Source organism: Halosimplex aquaticum (assembly GCF_028747785.1).
Classification (GTDB): domain Archaea; phylum Halobacteriota; class Halobacteria; order Halobacteriales; family Haloarculaceae; genus Halosimplex; species Halosimplex aquaticum.
Genome location: NZ_CP118158.1, coordinates 2,193,110 through 2,215,764, shown reverse-complemented (window position 1 = coordinate 2,215,764; position 22,655 = coordinate 2,193,110). Strand labels below are relative to the sequence as shown.

General features: G+C 69.1%; 21 protein-coding genes. 12 read left to right on the top strand and 9 right to left on the bottom strand.

All coding sequences use genetic code 11. The features are described 5' to 3' along the window. Window positions 1-30: 30 nt before the first annotated feature. The 4 genes from PSC72_RS11200 to pyrH form a co-directional block, all read right to left on the bottom strand. A complete protein-coding gene (locus PSC72_RS11200) occupies window positions 31-798 on the bottom strand; it encodes an SAM-dependent methyltransferase (protein ID WP_274325958.1) in 768 nt (255 codons plus the stop codon). A 61-nt stretch (window positions 799-859) separates the two neighbouring features. Then, window positions 860-1,549 carry a ferredoxin Fer gene (gene fer / locus PSC72_RS11195; protein ID WP_274325957.1) on the bottom strand — a complete coding sequence of 230 codons (690 nt, stop codon included), beginning with the start codon at window positions 1,547-1,549 and terminating at the stop codon, window positions 860-862. Between the two features lie 689 nt (window positions 1,550-2,238). After that, entirely contained in the window at window positions 2,239-4,110 is a 1,872-nt protein-coding gene (gene lysS, locus PSC72_RS11190) for a lysine--tRNA ligase (RefSeq protein ID WP_274325956.1), read from the bottom strand. 16 nt (window positions 4,111-4,126) lie between these two features. Next, on the bottom strand, window positions 4,127-4,846 hold the full coding sequence (pyrH, locus tag PSC72_RS11185; RefSeq protein ID WP_274325955.1) for a UMP kinase: 720 nt from the start codon (window positions 4,844-4,846) through the stop codon (window positions 4,127-4,129). Between the two features lie 392 nt (window positions 4,847-5,238). Here pyrH and PSC72_RS11180 point away from each other — a divergent pair, with 392 nt between their 5' ends. Next, window positions 5,239-5,487: a DUF7123 family protein gene (locus tag PSC72_RS11180; protein WP_274325954.1), complete on the top strand. Its 249-nt coding sequence runs from the start codon at window positions 5,239-5,241 to the stop codon at window positions 5,485-5,487. A gap of 346 nt (window positions 5,488-5,833) precedes the next feature. Beyond that, window positions 5,834-7,012 (top strand): site-2 protease family protein, encoded by a 1,179-nt coding sequence (locus PSC72_RS11175; RefSeq protein WP_274325953.1) that lies wholly within the window; start codon window positions 5,834-5,836, stop codon window positions 7,010-7,012. A 22-nt stretch (window positions 7,013-7,034) separates the two neighbouring features. On the opposite strand, the gene thiL is transcribed toward PSC72_RS11175, so the two are convergent. Further along, entirely contained in the window at window positions 7,035-7,946 is a 912-nt protein-coding gene (thiL, locus tag PSC72_RS11170) for a thiamine-phosphate kinase (protein ID WP_274325952.1), read from the bottom strand. A gap of 153 nt (window positions 7,947-8,099) precedes the next feature. On the opposite strand from thiL, the gene PSC72_RS11165 reads away from it, so the two are divergent. The 4 genes from PSC72_RS11165 to PSC72_RS11150 all read left to right on the top strand — a co-directional run bounded on the left by PSC72_RS11165 (window position 8,100) and on the right by PSC72_RS11150 (window position 10,924). Further along, window positions 8,100-9,122: a lysylphosphatidylglycerol synthase transmembrane domain-containing protein gene (locus PSC72_RS11165; protein WP_274325951.1), complete on the top strand. Its 1,023-nt coding sequence runs from the start codon at window positions 8,100-8,102 to the stop codon at window positions 9,120-9,122. Window positions 9,123-9,249: 127 nt separating this feature from the next. Continuing rightward, window positions 9,250-9,711, top strand: a complete 462-nt coding sequence (locus PSC72_RS11160; protein ID WP_274325950.1) for a 30S ribosomal protein S19e — start codon at window positions 9,250-9,252, stop codon at window positions 9,709-9,711. Window positions 9,712-9,938: 227 nt separating this feature from the next. Then, complete coding sequence (locus tag PSC72_RS11155) at window positions 9,939-10,295, top strand: DNA-binding protein (protein ID WP_274325949.1); 357 nt, start codon at window positions 9,939-9,941, stop codon at window positions 10,293-10,295. Next, a complete protein-coding gene (locus tag PSC72_RS11150; RefSeq protein ID WP_274325948.1) occupies window positions 10,295-10,924 on the top strand; it encodes a DUF7411 family protein in 630 nt (209 codons plus the stop codon). Before PSC72_RS11155 ends, PSC72_RS11150 begins: the two co-directional genes overlap by 1 nt. A 19-nt stretch (window positions 10,925-10,943) precedes the next feature. Here the strand turns inward: PSC72_RS11150 and galT are convergent, their stop codons facing one another. The 3 genes from galT to galK form a co-directional block, all read right to left on the bottom strand. Then, window positions 10,944-11,927: a galactose-1-phosphate uridylyltransferase gene (gene galT, locus PSC72_RS11145; RefSeq protein WP_274325947.1), complete on the bottom strand. Its 984-nt coding sequence runs from the start codon at window positions 11,925-11,927 to the stop codon at window positions 10,944-10,946. Next, a complete protein-coding gene (locus tag PSC72_RS11140; RefSeq protein ID WP_274325946.1) occupies window positions 11,920-12,057 on the bottom strand; it encodes a hypothetical protein in 138 nt (45 codons plus the stop codon). The genes galT and PSC72_RS11140 overlap by 8 nt, the downstream gene beginning before the upstream one ends. Before the next feature lie 68 nt (window positions 12,058-12,125). Continuing rightward, complete coding sequence (gene galK, locus PSC72_RS11135) at window positions 12,126-13,298, bottom strand: galactokinase (RefSeq protein ID WP_274325945.1); 1,173 nt, start codon at window positions 13,296-13,298, stop codon at window positions 12,126-12,128. Window positions 13,299-13,936: 638 nt separating this feature from the next. On the opposite strand from galK, the gene hisS reads away from it, so the two are divergent. The 4 genes from hisS (at window position 13,937) to PSC72_RS11115 (ending at window position 17,874) form a co-directional block, all read left to right on the top strand. Beyond that, a complete protein-coding gene (gene hisS / locus PSC72_RS11130; protein WP_274325944.1) occupies window positions 13,937-15,247 on the top strand; it encodes a histidine--tRNA ligase in 1,311 nt (436 codons plus the stop codon). A 4-nt stretch (window positions 15,248-15,251) separates the two neighbouring features. Continuing rightward, window positions 15,252-16,067, top strand: a complete 816-nt coding sequence (gene truA / locus PSC72_RS11125) for a tRNA pseudouridine(38-40) synthase TruA (RefSeq protein ID WP_274325943.1) — start codon at window positions 15,252-15,254, stop codon at window positions 16,065-16,067. A 99-nt stretch (window positions 16,068-16,166) separates the two neighbouring features. After that, entirely contained in the window at window positions 16,167-16,904 is a 738-nt protein-coding gene (locus PSC72_RS11120) for a class I SAM-dependent methyltransferase (RefSeq protein ID WP_274325942.1), read from the top strand. Window positions 16,905-16,974: 70 nt separating this feature from the next. After that, a complete protein-coding gene (locus PSC72_RS11115) occupies window positions 16,975-17,874 on the top strand; it encodes a hypothetical protein (protein ID WP_274325941.1) in 900 nt (299 codons plus the stop codon). Between the two features lie 8 nt (window positions 17,875-17,882). On the opposite strand, the gene PSC72_RS11110 is transcribed toward PSC72_RS11115, so the two are convergent. Then, window positions 17,883-19,253: a M28 family metallopeptidase gene (locus PSC72_RS11110; RefSeq protein ID WP_274325940.1), complete on the bottom strand. Its 1,371-nt coding sequence runs from the start codon at window positions 19,251-19,253 to the stop codon at window positions 17,883-17,885. A 134-nt stretch (window positions 19,254-19,387) separates the two neighbouring features. Here PSC72_RS11110 and PSC72_RS11105 point away from each other — a divergent pair, with 134 nt between their 5' ends. Then, on the top strand, window positions 19,388-20,731 hold the full coding sequence (locus PSC72_RS11105; RefSeq protein ID WP_274325939.1) for a TIGR00341 family protein: 1,344 nt from the start codon (window positions 19,388-19,390) through the stop codon (window positions 20,729-20,731). 74 nt (window positions 20,732-20,805) lie between these two features. Further along, window positions 20,806-22,596 (top strand): oligoendopeptidase F, encoded by a 1,791-nt coding sequence (gene pepF, locus PSC72_RS11100; RefSeq protein WP_274325938.1) that lies wholly within the window; start codon window positions 20,806-20,808, stop codon window positions 22,594-22,596. Window positions 22,597-22,655: the final 59 nt, after the last annotated feature.

Sequence of the window (22,655 nt, the reverse complement as noted above, 5' to 3'; positions counted from 1 at the left end):
GCTCCCGCCCGACTGCACCGTTCCGAACGTTCACCGCGCTATCGTCACGACCGTCTCCGACTCCAGCGACAGGTCGCCCCCGTCGAACCCGCCGAACAGTGCCACGTCCTCGAATCCCGCGTCCTCGCAGAGCTCCCGGAGCACCGGCGGCGCGTAGAGCCTGTTCTCCCACTCCATCCGGTCGACGTAGTCGTACCCTTCTCCCGCCGCGTCGAAGACGTCGATACGCGTCGAGAACCGGCCGGTCTCGACGTCGAACTCCTGGCGGTACACCGAGAAGCGGTCGTCGTCCTCACTGACGGTCGCCGCGTCGAAGTTCCGCAGGAAGAAGTCACGGTTCGACTGCTCGACGACTAGCACGCCGTCCTCGGCCAGCAGCTCGCGAGCGTCGGCGAGGACCTGCAGGTCCGTCTCCCGCCCGTAGTACCCCAGCGAGTTCCAGAAGACCGTGATCAGGTCGTACGAGCCCGACCACTCGCCCAGGTCGCGCATGTCGGCCACGTGGAACTCCGTCCGGTCGCCCAGCCCGCGGTCGCTCGCCCGCTCGCGCGCTCGCCCGACGAACTCGGCGGAGAAGTCGAGCCCCTCCGCGTCGACGCCGCGGTCGGCGAACGCGAGCACGTGCCGGCCGACGCCGCAGGCGATATCCAGCGATTGCTCGGGATCACAGTCGTATTCTTCGGCCAATAGGTCGAGCAGCGCGTCGACCGCTTCGTCGGCCGCCTCGAACATGTCCTCGAAGCTATCCGCGAACAGGTCCGCCTGCTCGCGAAAGAGCCGGTCGGTCCAGTGTGTCACGTCGGGCGGGTCGCCGCATCGGCACAAAAGCCTCGTGGTGGCGTGCCTCTCCGTCCCACACTCAGTCGTCGTGCGCTTGTTCCCACGGCCGCGGCGGGAGGAGCAACTCCTCCAGTTCCGGCATGTGCTTGACGTTGTAGAGTACCTGCAACTCGTCGGAGACCGGCATCCCGTTGCACGAGAGCTGGAATCCCTTGTCGAGCATCTCCGGCGGGAGCACGTGATCGACGCGGGTCCGCATCTCCCCTTCGAGGATGATGATCGCGCAGTTGGCGCAGGCGCCCCCCCGGCAGGCGAACGGCCAGGCGAACCCGTGTCGCTCGGCCGCTTCGAGCAGCGACTCGCGCGGCCGCACCCAGAACTGGCCGTAGTCTTCCCTGTCCAGCCCTCCGTTCGCCGCCTCCTCGAAGAGGTCCTCGTCGTCGATGTCCCAGCCGTGGTCGTCCAGCACCTCGTAGTTGAGGTACTCGACTCGACAGCGCTGGGTCCGCCGCGGCTCCTCGCGCTCCGGTTCGCGGGCCTCTCCGTCCGCGGCCTCGCCGGTGATTCCCCCGTCACCGCCGTCCGCTTCGCCGTCAACCGCGGCGTCTCCGTTCTTGATCTCCTCGTAGGCGGCCCTCACGAGCTGGAATTCGCGGGCCGATCCCCCGTGGTCGGGGTGCGCCTCTTTGATCCGCTCCCGGTAGGCCTCCTTTATCTCCTCCTCGTCGGCGTCGGGGGCAACCGAGAGAACGTCGAACGGCGATTCCACGCGCCCGTCTAGCGGTATCACGCCAATAAACCCCTCCATCTTTTTCGCTGGGGGGGTCGCCGTAGGCGACCCCCCCCAGCCAAAAACATGGGTGAAAAAGGCCGAACTCGCGCGGAGCGCGAGTTCGGTGTCTGCGGGAGTGAGCACCGCGAACGACCGCAGGCTCGTCAGAGCTTGCTCTGACGGTGAACCGGCGCCTTCGGCGCCGGATGCTCAACACAGCCCAGAGAGTGAACAACTGCGGTGGCGCGCGCTGTCGCGGGTTTCATCCCGCGACAGCAGTCGCGCGAGGGATGAGGAGCGCAGCGGAGCGAGCACCGCAGTCGGTTGGGGAGGTGTGAGGCTGTCTGCGGTGCTGTGCGGCCGCGGTTCTGCTGTTCCTGGTGGACTGAAAGGGCGAGGCGGGCTCGCGTTTATCTAGTCGCCTAAGCGGGCTCTATTCGAGCGAGCGCAGCGAGCGAGAATATCCCGCTCAGCGACCGCGAGTGCGAGGCGCGACCGCAGGGAGCACCTCGACACGCGAACGGGGAGCGGAGCGACCCGTGAGCGAGCGCGCCGAGGGCTTTCAACGCCTGCTGTTGGCTGCGGTCGCTCCAACCCGGCTTATTTCCACACCGATCTGATCAGAAACAACCGCTCAACAAGCATACCCACTGAGCACTGCCGGGCCTCGAAAACTGACGACCAGTCTACCGCTCTCGCCGCAACCGCTCGACGACGAACTCGCGGTCGAGGTCGCCCAGGAAGTGCCCCAGCTGCGGCCCTTCCTCGACGCCGAAGAACAGCTGGTAGCCGACGGCGAAGAAGTCGCCGACCTCCAGGTCGTGGCGGCGCGCGGTCTCGTAGATCTCGCCCTGGATGGCTTCGCCGTCGTGGCCTTCGGCGACGAAGTCCGCCAGGTCGTCGAGCGCGGCGGCGGTCGCCTCGTCGACGGAGACGTCGGGCATCTCGGCGCGGGCGACGGTGTAGTTGTACTCGTTGTCTGTTCGGTCGGCCCACTCGCTGGCGAGGTCGACGCGGCCGAAGGCGTCCTCGACGGCCCAGGCGGGGTCGTCGTCGGCGACGTGGCCCTCTTTCCGGGCCGTCTCCGCGCGCGCTTCCGCGTCGTCGAACATCCCCAGTACCGCGGCGAACGTGTAGGGGAGGCGCACCCGGTCCGCGAACTCGCCGTCGACGAACTCGCGGCGGCGCTCCCTGTCCCGGGCGTCGTTGTGGTCGAAGGCGACGGCGTGGCCGTCCTCGCCGTCGGCGACCTCCTCGAACAGGTCGCTCGCGGCCAGCGCCTCCGGGGGCACGTCGGCCAGCGAGAGTGCGAACGGGTAGGCGCGCTCGGCGCGCCGGGTCTCCTTGTCGGTGCCCGACTCCTCGCCGAAGTAGAGCCGTTCGACGCGGTCGAACTCGTCGACCAGCTGGTCGAGGCGCTCGATACTGAAGTCGCGGGCCTTGTTCGGGTCCTTCGCGAAGAAGTACCGGAGGACCTCGGGTTCGAGCATCTCCAGCACGTCGTGGACGAGGACGATGTTCCCCTCCGAGGAGGAGAACGGCTCGCCGTCGAGGGTGAACCACTCGTAGACCATCGGCTCCGGCGGCTCGATGCCGAGGACGTTCTCGGCGATGTCGACGCCGGAGGGCCACGACCCCTCGGCGTGGTCCTTGCCGAACGGCTCGAAGTCGACGCCGAGCACCTGCCACTGGGCGGGCCACTCGAAGCGCCAGGGGAGCTTGCCCTCGCGGAACGTGGCAGTCCCCTCGTGGCCGCAGCCCTCGATGGTGCGGTTGCCGGCCTCGATGTCGGTGCAGCGGTACTCGACCGTCCGGTCGTCGACGTCGACTGCAGTCACCGTCTCGGTCACCTTCCCGCAGTTCGAGCAGAAGGGGTTGAACGGGACGTAGTCCTCGTCGACCTTGTCCTGGTACTCCGAGAGAACGTCGCGGGCCTGCTCGCGGTTTCGCAGGACGTGTTCGACCACGTCGTCCATTCGGCCGGACTCGTACAGTTCGGTGGTCGAGACGACGTCGATCGGGGCGTCGAGCAGCTCTGCGGACTCGGCGATGAGCGTCGAGAAGTGCTCGCCGTAGGAGTCACAGCAACCGAAGGGATCGGGGATGTCCGTGTACGCGTGCCCGAGGTTCTTGCCCAGGGCGCCCGCGTTCACGTCGCCCAGATCCACGATGTTACCGTCCAGGTCGGCGAGTTTCCGCGGGAGCTTCCGCAGGGGGTCGCGGTCGTCCGTGGTGAACACCTGCCGGACCTCCCAGCCGCGCTCGCGCAGGACCTCGGCGACGAAGTAACCGCGCATGATCTCGTTGACGTTGCCGAGGTGCGGGACGCCCGAGGGGGAGATGCCGCCTTTGATCACGATGGGCTCCTCGGGGTCGCGCGCCTCGACGGCGTCGGCGACCTCGTCGGCCCAGAAGGCATAGCGGCTCTCGCCGTCGGTCCCGTCGGTGCGGGTGTCGTCCGCCGATTCGGTCTCGCTGGGGGCGTCGGTCCGGTCGGCGTCGGCCGTTCCGTCGGCGCTCGCGGTCGCGCCCGCGTCGTCGGGTTCGCTCTCGCTCATGCTGTCACCAGGTCGGTCATCGGTCGGTCCATTCGGCTGGCGGTTCACCCACGCCCTGGGGGACGACGTCGGTGCCGTCGTGGTCGCCCGTCCGGATCGCTCGCTCGACGCGTTCGGGGTCGTCGCCGTCGAGGACGATGGTCCGGATGCCCGAGCGCTGGACGATCTTCGCGGCGAGCAGATCGACGGGGGCGTTACTCCCGGCGTCCATCTCCAGGTCGGCGATCAGGTCGACCAGGTCGTCGGCGCTGATCTCCGCGAACTTCGAGGCCTCGGGGTCCTCGCCGGGGTCGGCCTCGTAGACGCCGTCGACGCTCGTGGCGTAGACGAGCAGATCGGCGTTGACGTACTCGGCGAAGGCCGCGCTGACGGCGTCGGTCGTCTGGCCGGCGACGGTCCCGCCCATGACGGGGATGTCGCCGCGGCGGATGGCCTCGCGGCCGGTGTCGTAGTCCTCCGGCGGCGTGGGCGCGGCCCGCTCGTCCAGCGCCGCGATGAGGAGTCGCCCGTTCAGGCGCGTCACGGAGATGCCGATCTGGTCGAGTTCGATCTCGTTTGCGCCCAGGTCGCGTGCGGCGGTGATGTACTCCCGCGCGGTCGGGCCGCCGCCGACGACTGTCCCGAGCGTGTACCCGTCCGCGTCCAGCGATTCGAGCGCGTCGGCGTAGGCCCGGACCCGCTCCGGACTCACCGACGGGACGAGGACGCTCCCGCCGATAGAGACGACTACTTTCATTGGCACGGCGTAACCGCGATGCCGTCTTAAGGGTTGTCAAGCCGCGACGGCCCGATCCGGTCACTGGTCGGGGCCTCCCGCTGGGCCCCATCCGACGGGGCACTCCCAGACCCGCACCCGGCGACACGTTCGCCAGTACCAGAAATTGTTGCCTCAATATCGGGCTGAACCGCCGTTCAGAAAGCGGTTCGAACCGCGGTCGTGCGCGCTCTTCACGGGTCCAGATAACGGGTTCTGAGTAGGTTATAAAACGTCTAAACGAATTAGAAAACGTTCTAAACGATCGAATTTACCCCGTTTTGGCCGGAAAGTCTGTGAAACGACACGAAGCGAACCGAAGCTTCCCGCCTTTATATGGATACAGGGGTCACAGAATGGAGCGAGGTGTCAACATGAGCTCGATACTACAGCCCTCCACCGAAGACGAGCCGTCGAAAGAAGAGCGACTCAAGGCCTATCTCGCGCAGAAGGCCGAAGACGGTGAGATGTACTTCAAGAGCAAGTTCATCGCGGACGAAGTCGGCCTGTCGCCCAAGGAGATCGGCGCGCTGATGGTGAAGATCCGCGACTCCGCGACGGAACTCGAAGTCGAGAAGTGGTCCTACACGAGCGCGACCACGTGGCGCGTCGAACGCGCGTAGTGAGTCGAGCCGGTCCGCCCGCGGTTAACCACTGAGACCCCGCCACGAACCCGCACGAACGCACGAACCCACACCGACCCCACTAACACACACGGCCCGCCACCACACTGGAACACGCGTCAACCACCACACGCGTACCCACCACACACCAAGCACGACCCCACTCCGACGTCACACACGTTCCCTGATACGCGGCGACGCGGTGGCCCGCTGCCACGGCGTCCCGGTTCCCCACTTCTCCGGCGGTCCGTCGTCGGGGCTCGCTTCAGTCACAGGGCGGGTCCCGATCCCGTTACCGTCCGTTTCTTCCCGGGATTTATACCCGGGTACGCCCAACCTCGCACCGATGGACGAGCGTCCCGAGCCGGCGGCCGGGCCGCCGGTCGATGCCGTGCAGTCGGTCTTCCAGGTGGCCGACGTTCGCGTCGGTGACGACGACACGATCTACTACCTGGGGACGCCGCTGGCGTCCGCGGAGGCGCTGGAGCGCGAGCTCTGGGAGCTGTTCCGCGAGGAGGGCTACGACGTGTCGCTGACGACGCGCGCCCAGTCGGAGGCGCCCTTCGGCGAGACGACGCTCGTCGAGGACCGCTTCGGGCCGTCGCGGCCGCAGTACGTCCTCGTCGCGGAGCCCCGCTCGCCTCACATCGACGGGATCCCGTGGGCGAACATCGTCTTCTTCGTGCTGACGGTGTTCTCGACGCTCCTGGTGGGGACGCAGTGGTACTACGTGGAGATCGACGGGCCGTTCTCCCTGCTGGAGGCGTGGCCGTTCACCGCGGCGATCCTGGGCGTCCTCGCGGTCCACGAGTTTGGCCACTACGTCATGATCCGCTACCACGACGTCGACGCGAGCCTGCCCTACTTCATCCCGTTCCCCTCGCTCATCGGGACGATGGGCGCGGTCATCCGGATGCGCGGACGGATCCCCGACCGCAAGGCGCTGTTCGACATCGGCGTCTCGGGACCGCTCGCGGGACTCGTCGCGACGGTCGTGGTCACCGTCGTCGGCCTGCACCTCGACCCGATCACGGTGCCAGAGCGGGTGATCGCGGGGTCGTCGACCTCGCTGCGGTTCAACGACCCGCTCTTGCTGGTCATCCTCGCCGAGCTGACCGGCCAGCCACTCTCGTACTCGGACCCGTCGTTGGCCGCCAACCCCGTCATCTTCGGCGGCTGGGTCGGCATGTTCGTCACCTTCCTGAACCTCCTGCCGGTCGGGCAGTTCGACGGCGGGCACATCGTCCGCGCCATCCTCGGCCCGCGCCAGGAGACGGTCGCCGCGGCGGTCCCGGCGGCGCTGTTCGGGCTCGCCGGTTACCTCTACTTCTCCCAGGAAGCGACGAACGCGGTTGTCCTCTGGGCGTTCTGGGGAGTGATCGCCGGCGGGTTGGCCTACGCCGGCCCGGCGACGCCGATCCGCGACGAGCCGATCGGCCGCCGGCGCCAGGCCGTCGGCGTCCTGACGCTCGGCCTCGGCCTCCTCTGTTTCACGCCCGTCCCCTTCGAGATCCTGGCGGCGTGACTGTCCGTCGGTTCTCCGGCGCTCAGTGCGTGTATCCTCGATCCGGGAGCGCATCGCCGTCCAGCGTGACGCGGTTCTCCGCGGCTCCGCCGCGCTGGTTCGAGGCGCCCAGCGCCTCGCGCTCGACGACGGTCCCGATCCGGGTCAGATCGACGGGCACGTCCTCGCGGACGGCTGCGAGTTCGTCCTCGGGGACCGTACAGACGAGCTCGAAGTCCTCGCCGAAGAACGCGCCGAGCTCCAGGCGGTCCGCGCCGTCCTCGGCGACGTCGTCGACGGACTCGTCGATGGGGAGGGGTGACTCGACGGCCATCCCGCAGCCGCTGGCCTCGGCGAGCTGGTGCAGCGAGCGGGCGAGGCCGTCGCTGGAGTCCATCATCGCCGTCGCGCTCCCGGCGAGCGCGCGCCCGGCGGCGATCCGGGGGGAGAAGCGGAAGAGGGCGTTCGCGCGCTCGACCTCGCCGCGTTCGAACAGGCGGAGAGCGGCCGCGCTGCGTCCCAGGGTCCCCGTCACACAGACCGCCTCGCCGGGTCGGGCGCCCGACCGCAGGACGGGATCGTCGGTCTCCCCGAGCGCGGTGGTGGCGACCGTGAACTCGACGTGGTCGTCGAGGTCGCCGCCGACGTACTCGGCGTCGACGGACTCGCAGACGTCGGCGGCGCCGTCGACGAAGTCGGCGAGTTCGGCGCCGTCGAAGGAGGGTGCGGCGTAGACGGCGACGGCTGCGGTCGCCGCGGCGCCCATCGCCGCGACGTCGGAGAGGGAGGCGCCGACCGCGCGCCAGCCGGCGGTGTAGCGGGTCGTCCCGTCGGGGAAGTCCGTCCGGTCGTGTAGCATGTCGGTGGTGACGACCTGCCCGTCGACGACGGCTGCGTCGTCGCCCGCCGACGGCAAGCGGTCGGCGAGCAGTCCCAGCGCGGTCCGTTCGTCCATAGGCGGCCTTGGCTCCCCCGGTCAAAACCCCCTGTGGTTCGGCCGGGGCGGTCCGCGACTCGCCCGCCTGGCCCGGAGGACTCTCTGGACGGTCGATCGGCCGCTCGGCGCCACTCCGGTGGGTTCAAACCGCGCAGGCCCCTCCTCGTGGACATGAACGGGGACAGGTGGGCGACGGTCGTCGGGTTCGCCGGTGCGCTGGTCGTCCTCGCAGCCCTCGTGTGGGTCGTCGGGATCGAGGACATCCTGACGCAGCTCCGGGGGATCGAGATCAAGTATCTCCTGGTCATCCTCGGGGTGGCGGTCGTCTGGCTGTTCCTCTGGGGGATGGCTCTCCGGACGGTCCTGGGCGCGCTCGACGCCCCCATCTCCGTCGTGATGAGCGCCCTCGTCTTCGCGGGCGCGGTGTTCTCGAACAACGTCACGCCGTTCGGACAGGCGGGCGGGGAACCCGTCAGCGGCTACCTCATCTCGCGGGCGACGGACCGCGAGTACGAGACGGGACTCGCGGCAATCGCCTCTGTCGACGCCATCCACTTCGTCCCCTCCATCGCGTACGCGCTGGTCGGCCTGACGTTCGTCGTCGCCGGCGCGGCGGAGTTCGGTCGCAACCTCGTGTTCGCGACGAGCGCGCTGGTCGCCCTCGCCGTCGGCATTCCGGCGGCCGTCTACTTCGGCTGGCAGTTCCGCTACGAACTCGAAGCGGCCGTCGTCCGCGCGGTCACGCCGATCGTTCGCTTCCTCGGGCGGGTGATCCCGCGCAAGTCGCCGCCGACGACCGCTGATATCGAGCGCCGCATCGAGGGCTTTTTCGCCGCCATCGACCGCGTCGCGGGCAGTCGGTCGACGGTGATCGAAGCGATCGGCTTCTCGGCGCTCGGCTGGCTCGCGCTGTGTACGTCGCTGTGGCTCTCCCTGTTCGCGCTCGGCCACCCCGTCGAGTTCTCGGCGGTCCTGCTCGTCGTCCCGATGGGCGCGGTCGCCGGGATGACCCCGCTTCCCGGTGGCCTCGGCGGCGTCGACGCCGTCCTGATCGCCCTCCTCATCTCAACCACCGGGACCGCGGGGGGAGTCGCGGGCGCGGCCGTCCTCGTCCACCGCGGTGCGACGTACGTCTTCCCGACCGTCGTCGGCGGCGGCGTCGCCTTCGCGCTCGGGGCCCGCAGCCGCGATTGACCGCGGAGCCTCGATCACCGGGCCGTATCCGATCCCCCTGTGTCGGTATCCGATCCCCCTGTGTCGCCCTGACGTGGGCGGGCGACGAACGATGCCCTTAAATGAGCCGCTCCGGAAGAACGTGGCAATGACGACACTCTACGACGTGCCCGCGGAAGCCCTGAACGAGGCGGTCGCGGACCGTCTCGCCGACGAAGGCGCAGTGGAAGAGCCCGACTGGTTCACCTTCGCGAAGACCGGCGTCGGTCGCGAACTCCCGCCCGAGCAGGAGGACTTCTGGCAGCTGCGCGCCGCCAGCCTCCTCCGGAAGGTCGCCATCGACGGGCCGGTCGGGGTCGGCGCGCTCCGCACCGCCTACGGCGACTCCAAGCAGGGCTCGAACCGCTACCAGGTCCGCCCGGACCAGACGACCGACGGGAGCGGCAAGGTCGTCCGCACCGCGCTCCAGCAGCTCGAAGACGCCGGCTACGTCCAGACCGCCGAGGGCGAGGGCCGCCGCATCACCGCCGACGGGCAGGCGCTGCTCGACGAGGTCGCGGGCGAGGTCCTCGAAGGCCTCGACCGTCCGGACCTCGAACGCTACGCGTAGACCGGTCTCTCACTTCTCCGCGCTCCCCCACCGGTAGCCGCGACTGCCGCGCGACTGCCGCGGTGACCGGGCTTTTGGGCCCTCTTTCGATCGCGTAAGCCGATTGTTCGGCAGCGGGCCGGGTTCGTAACCGGTGCGTTCCGCGGCCGATTCCGACTCGTAAGCCGCACGTTCGGGCGGTGGGCGGCTCCGAAATCGTTTTCCCGGCGACTCGACAACGTACGCCCATGAGCGGAGAACCGAACGACGAGGAGCTCGAGAAGCTCCGACAGGAGAAGATGGAGCAGTTGCAGGAACAGGGCGGTCAGGGCCAGGGCGTCGACGAGGAGGCCATGGAGGCCCAGCGCGAGCAGCGCGAGGCCCAGAAGAAGGCCATGCTGCGCAAGCACCTCACCGACGGCGCGCGAAAGCGCCTCAACACGGTGAAGATGTCCAAGCCCGAGTTCGGCGAGCAGGTCGAACAGCAGGTGCTCGCGCTCGCCCAGAGCGGCCGCATCCAGGGCAAGATCGACGAGGAGAAGATGAAGGCGCTCCTCAAGGAACTCCAGCCCGACCAGCAGAGCTTCGACATCCAGCGGCGGTAATGCCGACGGTCGCGACGCTGTTCTCCGCCGGCAAGGACTCGGCGCTCGCCGCCGCGCTCCTCGACCCGTTCTACGACGTGACGCTCTGTAGCTGTACGTTCGGGCCGGGTCTCGACGGGGAGGCGTCGGTGGCCGAAACCGCTCGCGAGGCGGGAGAGCGAGTGGGACTCCCCGTCGAGACGGTGGAACTGGACGAGTCGGTGGCCCGGGAGGCCGTCTCGCGGATGGTCGACGACGGCTATCCGCGCGAGGGGATCCAACTGGTCCACGAGCACGCGCTGGAGACGGTCGCGAGTCGCGCCGAGATCGGTGGGCGTGAGTTCGACGCGGTCGCCGACGGGACGCGTCGCGACGACCGCGCGCCGGTCGTCGACCGCCCGTTCGCCCAGAGCCTGGAAGACCGCCACGGGATCGACTACCTGCGGCCGCTCGCGGGCTACGGCCGGAGCGCCATCGACGACCTGGCCGCGCGGTTACTGGAGGTCGAGACAGGACCGAGCGAGGAGATACCGACCGGCGACTACGAGACGGAACTCCGGGCGCTGCTGGCCGCGGAGTACGGCGAAGGAGCCGTTTCGGACGTGTTCCCCGAGCACGTCCAGTCGCGGGTCGTCGGTCGCCGCTCCTGACAGCACGGGGCTCACATCGTCATTCGGCCCGTTCGGGGACGAGTTCGGCGAGTTCCGACGCGGCTTCCTCGGGGAGCTTGTTGTTGATGTAGGTGCCGGCGCCGAGCTCGCTCCCGGCGAGGTACTTCAGTTTCTCGGCTGTCCGGTACGGCGGGTAGAACTCCAGGTGGAAGTGGGCGTAGTCCTCGCCGGTCCCGTCGGTCGGCTGCTGGTGGGTGGCCATGACGAAGGGCATCTCGAAGCCGAACAGCGAGTCGTACGCGACCAGGAGTCGCTTGAGCAGCGACCCCAGATCGCGGCACTCGGCGACCGAGCAGTCGTCGAGCGAGGGACGGTGCTCCTTGGCGTAGACGTGGACTTCGTAGGCGTACCGCGCCGAGAAGGGGACGACGGCGGCGAACGAGTCGTTCTCCGCGACGACACGCTCGCCGGCGGCGACCTCCGCGGCGACGAGGTCACAGAACAGGCACGCCCCCGATTCCTCGTGGTAGGCCCGACTGGAGTCGAGTTCCCGCTCGATCGTCGGCGGGACGAAGGGGTAGGCGTAGATCTGCCCGTGGGGGTGCTGGAGGGTGACGCCCATCTCCTCGCCCTTGTTCTCGAAGAGGTACACGTAGTCGATCTCCTCGCGCGCCCCCAGATCGCGGTAGCGGTCCCGCCAGACGCGGACGAGCTTCCGGAACTTGGAGGCCGGGAGCTCAGACGTGACGGCCTCGTGGTCCGACGTGTAGAGGACGACTTCGCAGACCCCGTTCGCGGGCTCGACCGGACGGAGGTCGTCGCCGTCGACCGCCGGGTCCGGCGGGTTCTCCTGGAGCGAGGGGAAGCCGTTCTCGACGACGGCGATGTCGAAGTCCGACTCGGTCACGGCGGTCGGGACGCCGTCGTCGCGCGGCGGGCAGAACGGGCAGTAGTCCTTCGGAGGCTTGAACGTCCGGTCCTGGCGGTGGGTGGCTGTGATGACCCACTCTCGCCCGACCGGGTCCCACCGCAGTTCAGACATCGTCCCCGCCGCGTCCGGGATCGTCGCCCTCGGTCTCGACGCCCTGGGCCTCGTCCCCGCTGGCCTCGTCGTCGAACTCGTAGTAGATCAGCCGATTGCCGTTGTCGTTCTCGACGTCTCGGCGGCGCATCGTGTCTCGTCGGTGTCGCGCCAGCGAAATAATCCTCCCGACTGCGCGGCCGGCCGCGTCGCGGTCCCCTACTCGTGTCGGCGGACGCCGCCGTCGGGGTTGCACACGTAGACGTCGGGTTCGATCCCGGTCCGGTCGCGGTAGCGCTCGTCGATGGCGCTCGTCACGGCCTCGGCGGCGTCCGGTCGGACGAGCGTGACTACGCACCCGCCGAACCCGGCGCCGGTCATCCGCGACCCGAAGACGCCGTCGAGGTCGCCGGCGATCGACGCGACGGCGTCGAGTTCGTCGACGCTCACCTCGTAGTCGTCTCTGAGGCTGGCGTGTGACTCGTCGAGGAGCGTCCCGACGCGGTCGAGGCGCCCCTCGCGCAGCGCGGCCGCGGCGTCGCGGACCCGCTCGTTCTCGGTGACGACGTGGCGAACCCGTTTCCGGACCGTCTCCGGCAGCTCCGACTCGCGGGCTTCGAAGGTCTCGACGGAGACGTCCCTGAGCGACTCGATCGGTTCGTCGAGCGCGTCGTCGAAGAACTCGACGCCCTCCCGGCAGGTCGCCACGCGGTCGTTGTACGCGGAGTCGACGAGTTCGCGCTGGACGTTCGTGTTCGTCGCCACGACGGTCACCTCGTCGGACGGCAGCGGGACGGTCTCGTGGGACTCGTCGCGGCAGTCGAGGAACAGGGCGCTCTCGCGCTCGGCGTGGACCGCGGCGTACTGGTCCATGATGCCGCAGCTCAGGCCGACGAACTCCGTCTCGGCCTCCCAGCAGACCGCCACGAGTTCCTCGTCGTCGACCGAGAGGTCGTGCACCGCGGCCAGCGCCGCGGCGACCGCGACCTCGAACGCCGCCGACGAGGAGAGCCCGGCGCCCATCGGCACGTCGCCGACGACGGCCAGTTCGGTGCCGCCGACGTCGTACCCCCGGTCGACGAGCCGCTCGGCGACGCCCCGGACGTAGTCGCTCCACGGCGCGTCGTCGGAGTGGGAGATGGGGGAGAGATCGAAGGAGACAGTCTGGTCGAAGTTGGTCGAGCTGACGCCGATCGTTCGGTCGTCTCGCGGGCGGGCCGCGACCACGGTCCGGCGGTCGATCCCCGCCGGGAGGACGAATCCCTCGTTGTAGTCGGTGTGACCGCCGATCAGGTTGACACGGCCGGGCGCCGAAACGACATCTACTGGCTCGTTCGACTCGCCGAACGCCTCGTCGAGTCTCTCACGAGCGCGCGCTGACTGGTCGTTCATCACGGATACTCCTGACGTCGACTGCCAGGGCAATAAACGCTCACTGGTTGTGGCGAGCGGTGTTCAGGATCGTGTGCTTGTTGAGCGGTTGTTTCTGTGGAATGAGTGATGAGGAGAAGTGGATCTGGAGCGACTACAGGAGACAACACGCGATGAAAGCCCTCGGCGCGCTCGTGACGCCGCGACTCGCTGCGCTCCTCACTTCGTTCCGGTGCTTGCGTCGTCGGGGCGCCGACGAGCCCGTCTCGCCCTTTCAATCCACCAGGACAACGACCGCACAGCACCGTACCTCGTGCCGCCCCAACCGATTCCTTCGCTCGCTGCGCTCGCTCAGTCATCCACCGGAAGACTCGCTCCGCTCGTCTTCCGAGCCTTCGTTCACTCCGTTCACGAAGACCTCGCACGATGCTGTCGCGGCACGGAGGCCGCGACAGCGCGCGCCACCGCGACTGTTCACTCTGTGGGCTGTACTGAGCATTCGCGCCGAACGAAGTGAGGCGCGATTCACCGGACGCGAGCGAACCCAGTGAGCGAAGCGTCCGGCCTTTTTCACCCATGTTTTTGGCCGGGGTCGCCTGCGGCGACCCCCCCCGGCGAAAAAGATGGGTTTGAAGCGACCCCTGCCCGAACGTCGTGGTATGTACGAGGGACTCAAGGGATTCACTGATTTCTACCCCGACGAGATGGCCCCGCGCCGGGAGGTCATCGACACGATCGAGGACACCGCCCGGGCCTACGGCTTCCGCGAGACGTCGACGCCGGCGCTGGAGCCGGCGGAGATGTGGACCGACAAGAGCGGCGAGGACATCGTCGACGAACTGTACGACTTCGAGGACAAGGGCGGGCGCCACGTCACGCTCACGCCCGAACTCACGCCGACCGTCGCGCGGATGGTCGTCGCCAAACAGCAGGCGCTGTCGAAGCCAATCAAGTGGTTCTCGACGCGGCCGTTCTGGCGCTACGAACAGGTCCAGCAGGGCCGCTATCGCGAGCTCTACCAGACCAACGCGGACATCTTCGGGTCGAGCGAGCCCGACGCCGACGCCGAGGTGCTGGCGTTCGCGGCGGACTCGCTGACGAACCTCGGCCTCGACGGCTCGGAGTTCGAGTTCCGCGTCTCCCACCGCGACATCCTCGGGGAACTCCTGCGGTCGTTCGACGCCGACGTGGCCGTGCCCGACGCCATCCGCGCCGTCGACAAGCGCGCCAAGGTCGAAGACGAGGAGTACCTGGGCCTCCTGTCCGACGCCGGTCTCTCCTACGACCAGGCCCGGGAGTTCGACGACCTCCTGATCGCGGGCGACGACGACCTCTCGGCACTGACAGACTTCTCGGACAGCGACGAGTTGGCCGCGGCGGTTGAGAACCTGGAGAACGTGCTCGCCGCGGCCGAGGACTTCGGGGTTCGGCAGTACTGCGACGTGAGCCTGACGACCGCGCGGGGGCTGGACTACTACACCGGCGTCGTCTTCGAGTGCTTCGACGCCTCGGGGGAGGTCTCCCGCTCCATCTTCGGCGGCGGCCGCTACGACCACCTCATCGAGGAGTTCGGCGGCCAGTCCACGCCCGCGGTCGGCGTCGGCATCGGCGTCATGAACTCGACGCTCCCCCTGCTCCTGCAAGTTCACGACGCCTGGCCCGGCGAGGGCATCTCGACCGACTACTACGTCCTCCAGGTCGGGGACGTGCGGCCGGTCGCCTCGCGCATCGCCCGCGAGCTGCGCGAGCGCGGCCACGTCGTCGAGACGGACGTGAGCGGCCGGTCGTTCGGCGGGCAGATGAACTACGCCGACTCCATCGACGCCGAGACGGTCGTCATCGTCGGCGAGCGCGACCTGGAGAACGACGAGGTGACGGTCAAGGACATGGAGAGCGGCGACCAGACGAACGTGCCCGTCGACGAGTTCCCCGGCGACCGCGAGAAGCCGACCCACGACGACTTCGCCTGAGCGGATGCGCGCCTACCGGGTCGCCTACGACGGCCGGCCGTTCCACGGGTTCCAGCGCCAGCCCGACGTGCCCACTGTGGAAGACGCTCTCTTCGACGCGCTCCGGGACCTCGGGGCAATCGACGACGGAGCGGAGAAACCCGACGGGTATGCCGCCGCCGGCCGAACGGACGCCGGGGTCTCGGCCCGCGCGCAGACCGTCGCCTTCGAAGCCCCCGAGTGGCTCTCGCCGCGGGCGTTCAACAGCGAGTTGCCCGCGTCGGTCCGCGCGTGGGCCAGCGCCGAGGTGGGGTCGTCGTTTCACGCCACGCACGACGCTTCTTCCCGGGAGTACGTCTATCACCTGTACGCGCCCCGCGGAGCGGACGCCGAACTGGACGAACGGGGAGTCACCGAGGCGCTCGCTCGCCTTTCCGGCGAACACGACTTCCACAACCTGACGCCCGACGACGAGGGGACGGTTCGGGACCTCAATGCGTCGGCGGAGCGCGACGGCGACTTCCTCGTACTGCGGCTGGAAGCCGGCGGCTTCGCGCGGCAACTCGTCCGGCGGGTGGTCGGGCTGGTGGTCGAGATCGGTCGCGGGGAGTCGGACCTGTCGAAGATCGATCGCGTGTTCGGTGACGAAGCGGTGGACGGCCCCGACGGCGTCGCGCCGGCGGCGCCGTACCCGCTCGTGCTCTGGGACGTGCAATACGGCGTCGAGTTCGCTGTCGACGACGACGCCGTCGAGAGCGCCCGTGCGGTGTTCGGCGCTCGCCACGCCGAGTTCCGGACCGTCGCTCGCGTCTCCGGCACTATCCGGGACTCGCTGGAGTAGAGTCGGTCCGGCCGTCTCTCGCCTCCTGTACGCCGGCCCGTCGAGAACGCGTCTCATTCCCACACAAGACCTATCCGGACCGGCCGAAACCGGGCGAGTATGACCGAGGAAGTGCGCGAGTGGTGGGAGCTGACGGCCCGCTCCTTTCAGGAGGACATCGACCTCGACGTGGGGGTCAACTGGACGGGGACGACCACCGACGACGACCTGTCGCTCCTGCCCGACGTGGCGGGCGAGGACGTGCTGGAGCTGGGCTGTGGCGGCGGCCAGTGCTCGGTCGAGCTGGCCCAGCGCGGCGCGAACGTGACGGGGCTGGACCTCTCCGCGGAACAGCTGTCGTTCGCCCGCGACTTGGCCGCTGAACACGACGCCGACGTGGAGTTCGTCCAGGGTGACGTGACGGACCTCGGGACGTTCCCCGACGACGCCTTCGACGTGGCGTTCAACGCCTACGTCTTCCAGTGGGTCGGCGACCTGGCGGCCTGCTTCCGCGAGGCCCACCGCGTGCTCCGGACGGACGGCCGGTTCGTCTTCTCGATGCCCCATCCGGTCTACGGGCTGGCCGAACCCGAGTCCCACCGCGTTGAGGAGAGCTACTTCGACACCGGCCGACAGGTCACGGCGTACGACGACCTCGACGCCGACATGGTGACCTACCGCCACCGGGTCAGCGACGTGCACAACGCGCTCGTGGACGCCGGATTCCGCGTGGAACGCGTTCGGGAACCCGGCTCCGACGACCCGGCCGACTACGAGGAGGGGCCGTGGGGCGAGCGCAGGCCCGAACTGCTGGCGAAACTGCCGTCGACCCTCATTTTCGAGGCCCGACAGGAGTGAGAGACCACGGGCGCGCCGCCGTCCGTGTCAGCGCGGAAGACATATGCCGCGGGGCGGCGATTTCACGGCGATGCCCTCCAGATTCGACCGCGCGGTCGAGGTCACCTCGGAGTCGCTTCCCCTCGCCTGGGTTCCGGTCGCGGCGACGCTGCTGTCCGGGTCGAAGGTCGCCCGCGCGCTCGCGGCCGACGGTGGTGGCGGCGTCACGTTCCCGTTCCCGTCCGGCCTGCCGACGCTGTGGACGTACGTCTCGCTCCCGAACGGACCGGGCGGCGTCGGGATCACCGGCTTCCTCTCGGTGGTCGCGTTCGTCCCGCTCTTCCTCGCTGGACTGGTCGTCACCTCGGCGCTGGAAGCCGGCTTCCTCGGCGCGCTCGACAGTCGAATCGACGGCGGACCGCTCGCGTTCGCCGACGGCGTCCGGCGGTTTACCGTCCGCATCGTCGGCGTCAACGTGATCCGGTTCACGGTCGTTCTCGCGGCGTTGCCGTTTCTGATACTGCCGCCGCTCGCGATGCTCGTCGTGATCGTTCTCTCGTACCTCGTCTACGGGCTCCCGTTCGCGGTCGTGGTCGGCGACAGCGACCTCTCGACGGCGCTCGAATCGACCCTCGAACACGCGAAGGCGGGCGACCGGTACGCGGCGTTCGGACTCACGCACCTCGCCGCCGGAGCGCTGGGGTCGTTCGTTCTCTCCGGCGCCGTGCGGAACCTCGGTGGCTTCGGCATCCTCTTCGGGACCGCGGTCGTGGCGGTCCCTTCAGTCGTCGTCGCGGCCTACGGACTCCTCCTCTTCCGCGAGTTCGACCCGGACTCGGGTTGGAGCGGGCGCGCGCCCGGCGACGACGGTCCGCGGACGCTCGAAGCCGACGACCCGTCGACGCCGGCGTTCGTTCGCAGGCCGTCCGACACCGAGCCCGAACCGCGGACCGAGTGCGCAACCGGCGAGCGCGGCGACGCCGACGACTGAGATCCCGCTCAGTCCCACCCGTCGGGCCAGATGCCGGCAGCCCGCATCCCCTCGTCGGCGCCGGATTCGCGCAGCGACTCGCGCACCCTGTCGGTGTCGAGACGCCCCACGTCGGTCGCGGCGATCTCGCGGACGAACAGCGCGGCCAGCATCGCGTGCTCGCGGAGGTTGCGCCGATCGGCCTTGTCGCGGGTGTCCGCGCGGGTGTGAGTCCACCCACGGTCCCACGTCCCCTCGGCGTCGGGCGCCTTGCTGTGGAGCTGGAGGGCCGGGACGCCCTCCCGGAGGAACGGCCAGTGGTCGCTGTAGGGATGCGGACGCTCCTGCACGGCGACCGGGTGACCGGCGGCGTCGGCGACTCGGTCGACGAGGTCGGCCATCGCCTCCGAGGCGTGGACGAGCGCGTTCAGGTCGCGGTAGCGGCCGGCACCGTCCACGTTGACGACGGTGTGGACCCCGTCGAGATCGAGCGCGGCCGCGAGCGCCTCGCTGCCCACCAGTCCAAGCTCCTCGCAGCTCACGCCGGCGACCCGGACGGGGCGGTCGAGATCCATCGCGGCGAGGATCCGGGCCATCCCGGCGACGGTCGCGATGCCGCAGCCGTTGTCGAGGGCGCCCTCGCCCACGTCGTGAGCGTCGAAGTGCGCGAGGACGACCACCTCGTCCTCGGCGGCCGCCTCGTCGGGGTCGGGACCGACGACACCGACGACGTTCCGGCTGGTCCCCGGTTCGGTCTCGGCGTCGACGCGGACGTGCGCTCGGGCGCCCTCGGCCGCGTACTCGCGGAGCCACTCGCCGGTCTCCCTGCTCACGCCGAGGCCCGGGACGGCGGCCTCGGCGTCGAACCGGAGCGACCCGGTCGGCGGTAGCTGGCCGGGGACGTGATTGGTGAAGACGAAGGCCTCCGCTCCGGCCGCCGCGGCGTGACCGACCTTCTCCGCGCGGTGGTAGGGTCGACCGAAGTCGGGCGGCGTCGCGGTCTTCGTCACCGCCACCGCGCCCGCCACGTCGGCCTCGTCGAGTTCTTCGGGCGTCCCGTAGCCCACGTCGACGAGCGGTGCCTCGCCCTCGTAGGCCGGCGAGTACGGGAGCGCGACCGCGTCGAACGACCGCTCGACGCCGCGGTCGGGGACGGAGACGGCGAGTTCCGTCCGCCCGCGGCTCCAGCGGTTGACGTCGAAGGGCTCCTCGCGGACGTTCCGGACGCCGGTGGCTTCGAAGGCGTCGGCCACGAGTTCCGCCCCGCGGCGGTCGCCGGGGTGGCCGCCCAGCCGGTCGTCCAGTTCGGTCAGTCGGGTGAGCAGGTCCCACCCGTCGTCGGCCAGCCACGCGCGGCCCAGCGCCGCGGCGGTCGCCTCGTCCGCGTCGAAGTCGTCCATGGCGGGCCATCGGACGCCGCCGGCAAAAACTGTACAGCCGGACCGGGGTTCGTCCGTCGAGTAGCGACGGCCGGGATTCCGACGTTCGGAGGTGTGAGCCGGCAGTTAAAGGCGCTGGAGCGCGAACCTGTCGCATGCGCCTCGTCCAGCTGGCGGTCCCCGAGGAGTCGCTGTCCGCCATCGAGTCGGTACTCGACGAGGAGGGCATCGACTACTACTGCACGGACGAGCGGCGCCGCGAGCGGTACGACGCCATCGTCTCCTTCACCGTCGACTCGCCTGACGTCGAGCCGGTGCTCGACCGCCTCTACGAGGTGGGATTCGACAGCGACGACCACGGCGTCATCGTCGACATCGAGTCCGACCTCTTCGAGGAGATCGAGCGCGACCAGGAGTCCGAGTCGGAGATCGGCCACCACGCGCGCATCGCCGACGCGGAGCTGCGCGCGGAGGCGGGCAACCAGATCATGGACCCCTACTCCTTCGCGCTGATGACGGTCCTGAGCGCGCTCGTCGCGACGGTCGGGCTGATACTCGACTCGGCGGCGGCCATCATCGGCGCGATGGTCATCGCCCCGCTGCTCGGCCCGGCGCTGAGTTCCACCGTCGGCACCGTCGTCAACGACCAGGCGCTGTTCCGCAAGGGCGTCGCCTACCAGATCGGTGGCGGCCTCCTCGCCGTCGGGAGCGCGACGCTGTTCGCGTGGCTGCTCCGCATCACTCACGTCGCCCCGCCGGGCCGGGCCGTCGCCGACACGGCACAGATCGCCGCGCGGCTCTCCCCCGACATCCTCTCGCTGATCCTCGCGCTCGGCGCGGGCGCCGCGGGCGTGCTGAGCCTCGCGACGCGCACCAAAAGCGCCATCGTCGGCGTGATGATCGCCGCGGCGCTCGTCCCGCCGGCCGCGACGGCCGGCGTCGGCCTCGCGTGGGGACTCCCGGTCGTCGCCATCGACTCGGGCATCCTCGTCGTCGTGAACCTGCTGGCGATCAACCTCGCCGGGCTCGCCGTGTTCTGGTACCTCGGCTACCGCCCGCCGACGTGGATCGGCCTCGAACACACCCGGAAGACGCTGCTGAAGCGATCGGGCGTCATCGTCCTCGCGCTGCTGGTGATCTCGGTCCCCCTGTTCGTCACGACGGTCGCGAAGATCGAGGGCTCGAAGCTCGAAGGCCGCATCGAGGCCGACGTACAGGAGGCGATCGACCGGCCGCGGTACGACGAGGTCAGCGTCAGGAGCGTCCGGGTCGTCAAGGATCCCACGGACATCACGCACCCGCCCGACCACGTGGTCGTCACCCTCGATATCCCGCCCGGCGACCACTACGGCAACCTCTCTGGCGTGGTCGGCGACGCGGTCACCGACGTGTCCGAGCAGGACCTGGCTATCCAGGTCGAGTACGAACAGGTCGCCGAGCCCGACACCGGCGAGGAGGTCGCGACGACCGTCGTGGGACGGGGGTCGATAGAGCGGTGACTGCGCCACCGGAGCCCGCCCGCGAGTAGCGGGCTGATGAAACACTTACGGCGGTCGGTGGCCAACCGGGAGCCATGAGTTCGGTACCGGAACGGAGCGACATCGACGAGGAGTACAAGTGGGACCTGGCGTCTCTCTACGCCGACGACGACGAGTGGGAGGAGGCCTTCGACGCCGTCGAGGAGCGCCTCGACGACCTGCGGTCCTTCGAGGGCCGCTCGACCGAGGACCCCGAGACGCTCCAGGCGACGCTGGAGACCTACGAGGAGATCATGCGGGAGGTGGCGAACGTCGCCGCCTACGCCCGGATGCGCCGCGACGAGGACACGGCCGACAGCCGCTACCAGGCCCTGACCTCCCGCTCCCAGTCGCTCTCCTCTCGCGCGTCCAGCGCCGCGAGCTTCCTCGAACCCGAGATCCAGAGTCTCGACCGCGAGACGGTCGAGGAGTACGTCGAGGAGAACCCCGATCTGGAGGTCTACGAGCACTACTTCGACGACGTGCTCCGGATGAAACCCCACACCCGCTCCGCCGAGGTCGAGAACCTGCTGGCCGACCTCGGCGAGGTGCTCGGTTCGACCGGCGAGGTGTACAACATGCTCGCCAACGCCGACATCGAGTTCCCCGCGGTCGAGGACCCCGACGGCGAGCCCCGACGGATCACCCTCAACAACTTCACGACGCTCCAGGAGAACCCGGATCGGGAGTTCCGCCGCGACGTCTACGAGACCTTCTACGACGAGTGGGAGGAGTACCGCAACTCCATCGCCGCCGCCTACAAGAACAGCGTCAAGACCGACGTGAAACTGGCGCGGGCACGCAACTACGACACCGCCCGCGAGGCGGCCCTCGACGGCCCGAACATTCCGGTCGAGGTGTACGACACGCTCGTCGACACCGTCGACGAGAACCTCGACGTGCTCCAGCGGCACGCCGACCTCAAGCGCCGCTCCATCGACGCGGACGACTTGAAGATGTGGGACCTGTACGTCCCGATGGTCGAGGGCGAGAGCCCCGACGTGGAGTACGACCAGGCCCGAGAGTGGGTCACCGGCGCCGTCGAGCCCCTGGGTGAGGAGTACCAGTCCTGGCTCGCGGACGGGCTCGATTCGCGGTGGGTGGACGTCTACGAGACCGAGAACAAGCAGTCGGGCGCCTACTCCGGCGGCACCTACGACTCCCAGCCGTTCATCCTGATGAACTACCAGGACGACGTGGCCTCGATGTACACGCTCGCCCACGAACTCGGCCACTCGCTGCACTCGGAGTACACCAGCGAACACCAGCCCTACGTCTACAGCGGCTACGAGATCTTCGTCGCCGAGGTGGCCAGCACCGTCAACGAGACGCTGCTGACCCACCACCTGCTGGACGTCGTCGAGGACGAGACGCTGCGCCGGCACGTCCTCAACCAGTACCTCGAACGATTCAGATCGACGCTGTTCCGCCAGACCATGTTCGCGGAGTTCGAGCACCGGACCCACCGGCTCGAAGAGGAGGGCGAGGCGCTCACCGCCGACCGCCTCGACGAGGTGTACCGCGACCTCAAGAGCGACTACTACGCTAACGCCGACGTGGACGAGCGCATCGGCCGCGAGTGGATGCGCATCCCGCACTTCTACCGGGCCTTCTACGTCTACCAGTACTCGACCGGCATCTCCGCCGCCGTCGCGCTCGCCCAGGGCATCCTCGAGGAGGGCGAACCCGCCGCCGAGCGCTACCGCGAGTTCCTCGCCAGCGGCTCCCGCGAGTACCCGCTCGAACTCCTCGAGACCGCCGGCGTCGACATGACCACCTCCGACCCGATCCAGTCGGCCATCGACACCTACGACGAGTTCCTCGACGAGTTCGAGGACCTGATCTGAGACGCCACCGCTTCGGTCTGGGGCGCCCCCGTTTCCGCTCGAACTGCCGCTCGACAGAA

Coding starts and splice junctions, on each gene's coding strand:
- lysS (WP_274325956.1), bottom strand. CDS start 4,110: ATGAGCGAGAGCGAACCCGACGACGCGGGCGCGACCGCGAGCGCCGAC.
- pyrH (WP_274325955.1), bottom strand. CDS start 4,846: ATGAAAGTAGTCGTCTCTATCGGCGGGAGCGTCCTCGTCCCGTCGGTG.
- PSC72_RS11180 (WP_274325954.1), top strand. CDS start 5,239: ATGAGCTCGATACTACAGCCCTCCACCGAAGACGAGCCGTCGAAAGAA.
- PSC72_RS11175 (WP_274325953.1), top strand. CDS start 5,834: ATGGACGAGCGTCCCGAGCCGGCGGCCGGGCCGCCGGTCGATGCCGTG.
- thiL (WP_274325952.1), bottom strand. CDS start 7,946: ATGGACGAACGGACCGCGCTGGGACTGCTCGCCGACCGCTTGCCGTCG.
- PSC72_RS11165 (WP_274325951.1), top strand. CDS start 8,100: ATGAACGGGGACAGGTGGGCGACGGTCGTCGGGTTCGCCGGTGCGCTG.
- PSC72_RS11160 (WP_274325950.1), top strand. CDS start 9,250: ATGACGACACTCTACGACGTGCCCGCGGAAGCCCTGAACGAGGCGGTC.
- PSC72_RS11155 (WP_274325949.1), top strand. CDS start 9,939: ATGAGCGGAGAACCGAACGACGAGGAGCTCGAGAAGCTCCGACAGGAG.
- PSC72_RS11150 (WP_274325948.1), top strand. CDS start 10,295: ATGCCGACGGTCGCGACGCTGTTCTCCGCCGGCAAGGACTCGGCGCTC.
- galT (WP_274325947.1), bottom strand. CDS start 11,927: ATGTCTGAACTGCGGTGGGACCCGGTCGGGCGAGAGTGGGTCATCACA.
- PSC72_RS11140 (WP_274325946.1), bottom strand. CDS start 12,057: ATGCGCCGCCGAGACGTCGAGAACGACAACGGCAATCGGCTGATCTAC.
- galK (WP_274325945.1), bottom strand. CDS start 13,298: ATGAACGACCAGTCAGCGCGCGCTCGTGAGAGACTCGACGAGGCGTTC.
- hisS (WP_274325944.1), top strand. CDS start 13,937: ATGTACGAGGGACTCAAGGGATTCACTGATTTCTACCCCGACGAGATG.
- truA (WP_274325943.1), top strand. CDS start 15,252: ATGCGCGCCTACCGGGTCGCCTACGACGGCCGGCCGTTCCACGGGTTC.
- PSC72_RS11120 (WP_274325942.1), top strand. CDS start 16,167: ATGACCGAGGAAGTGCGCGAGTGGTGGGAGCTGACGGCCCGCTCCTTT.
- PSC72_RS11115 (WP_274325941.1), top strand. CDS start 16,975: ATGCCCTCCAGATTCGACCGCGCGGTCGAGGTCACCTCGGAGTCGCTT.
- PSC72_RS11110 (WP_274325940.1), bottom strand. CDS start 19,253: ATGGACGACTTCGACGCGGACGAGGCGACCGCCGCGGCGCTGGGCCGC.
- PSC72_RS11105 (WP_274325939.1), top strand. CDS start 19,388: ATGCGCCTCGTCCAGCTGGCGGTCCCCGAGGAGTCGCTGTCCGCCATC.
- pepF (WP_274325938.1), top strand. CDS start 20,806: ATGAGTTCGGTACCGGAACGGAGCGACATCGACGAGGAGTACAAGTGG.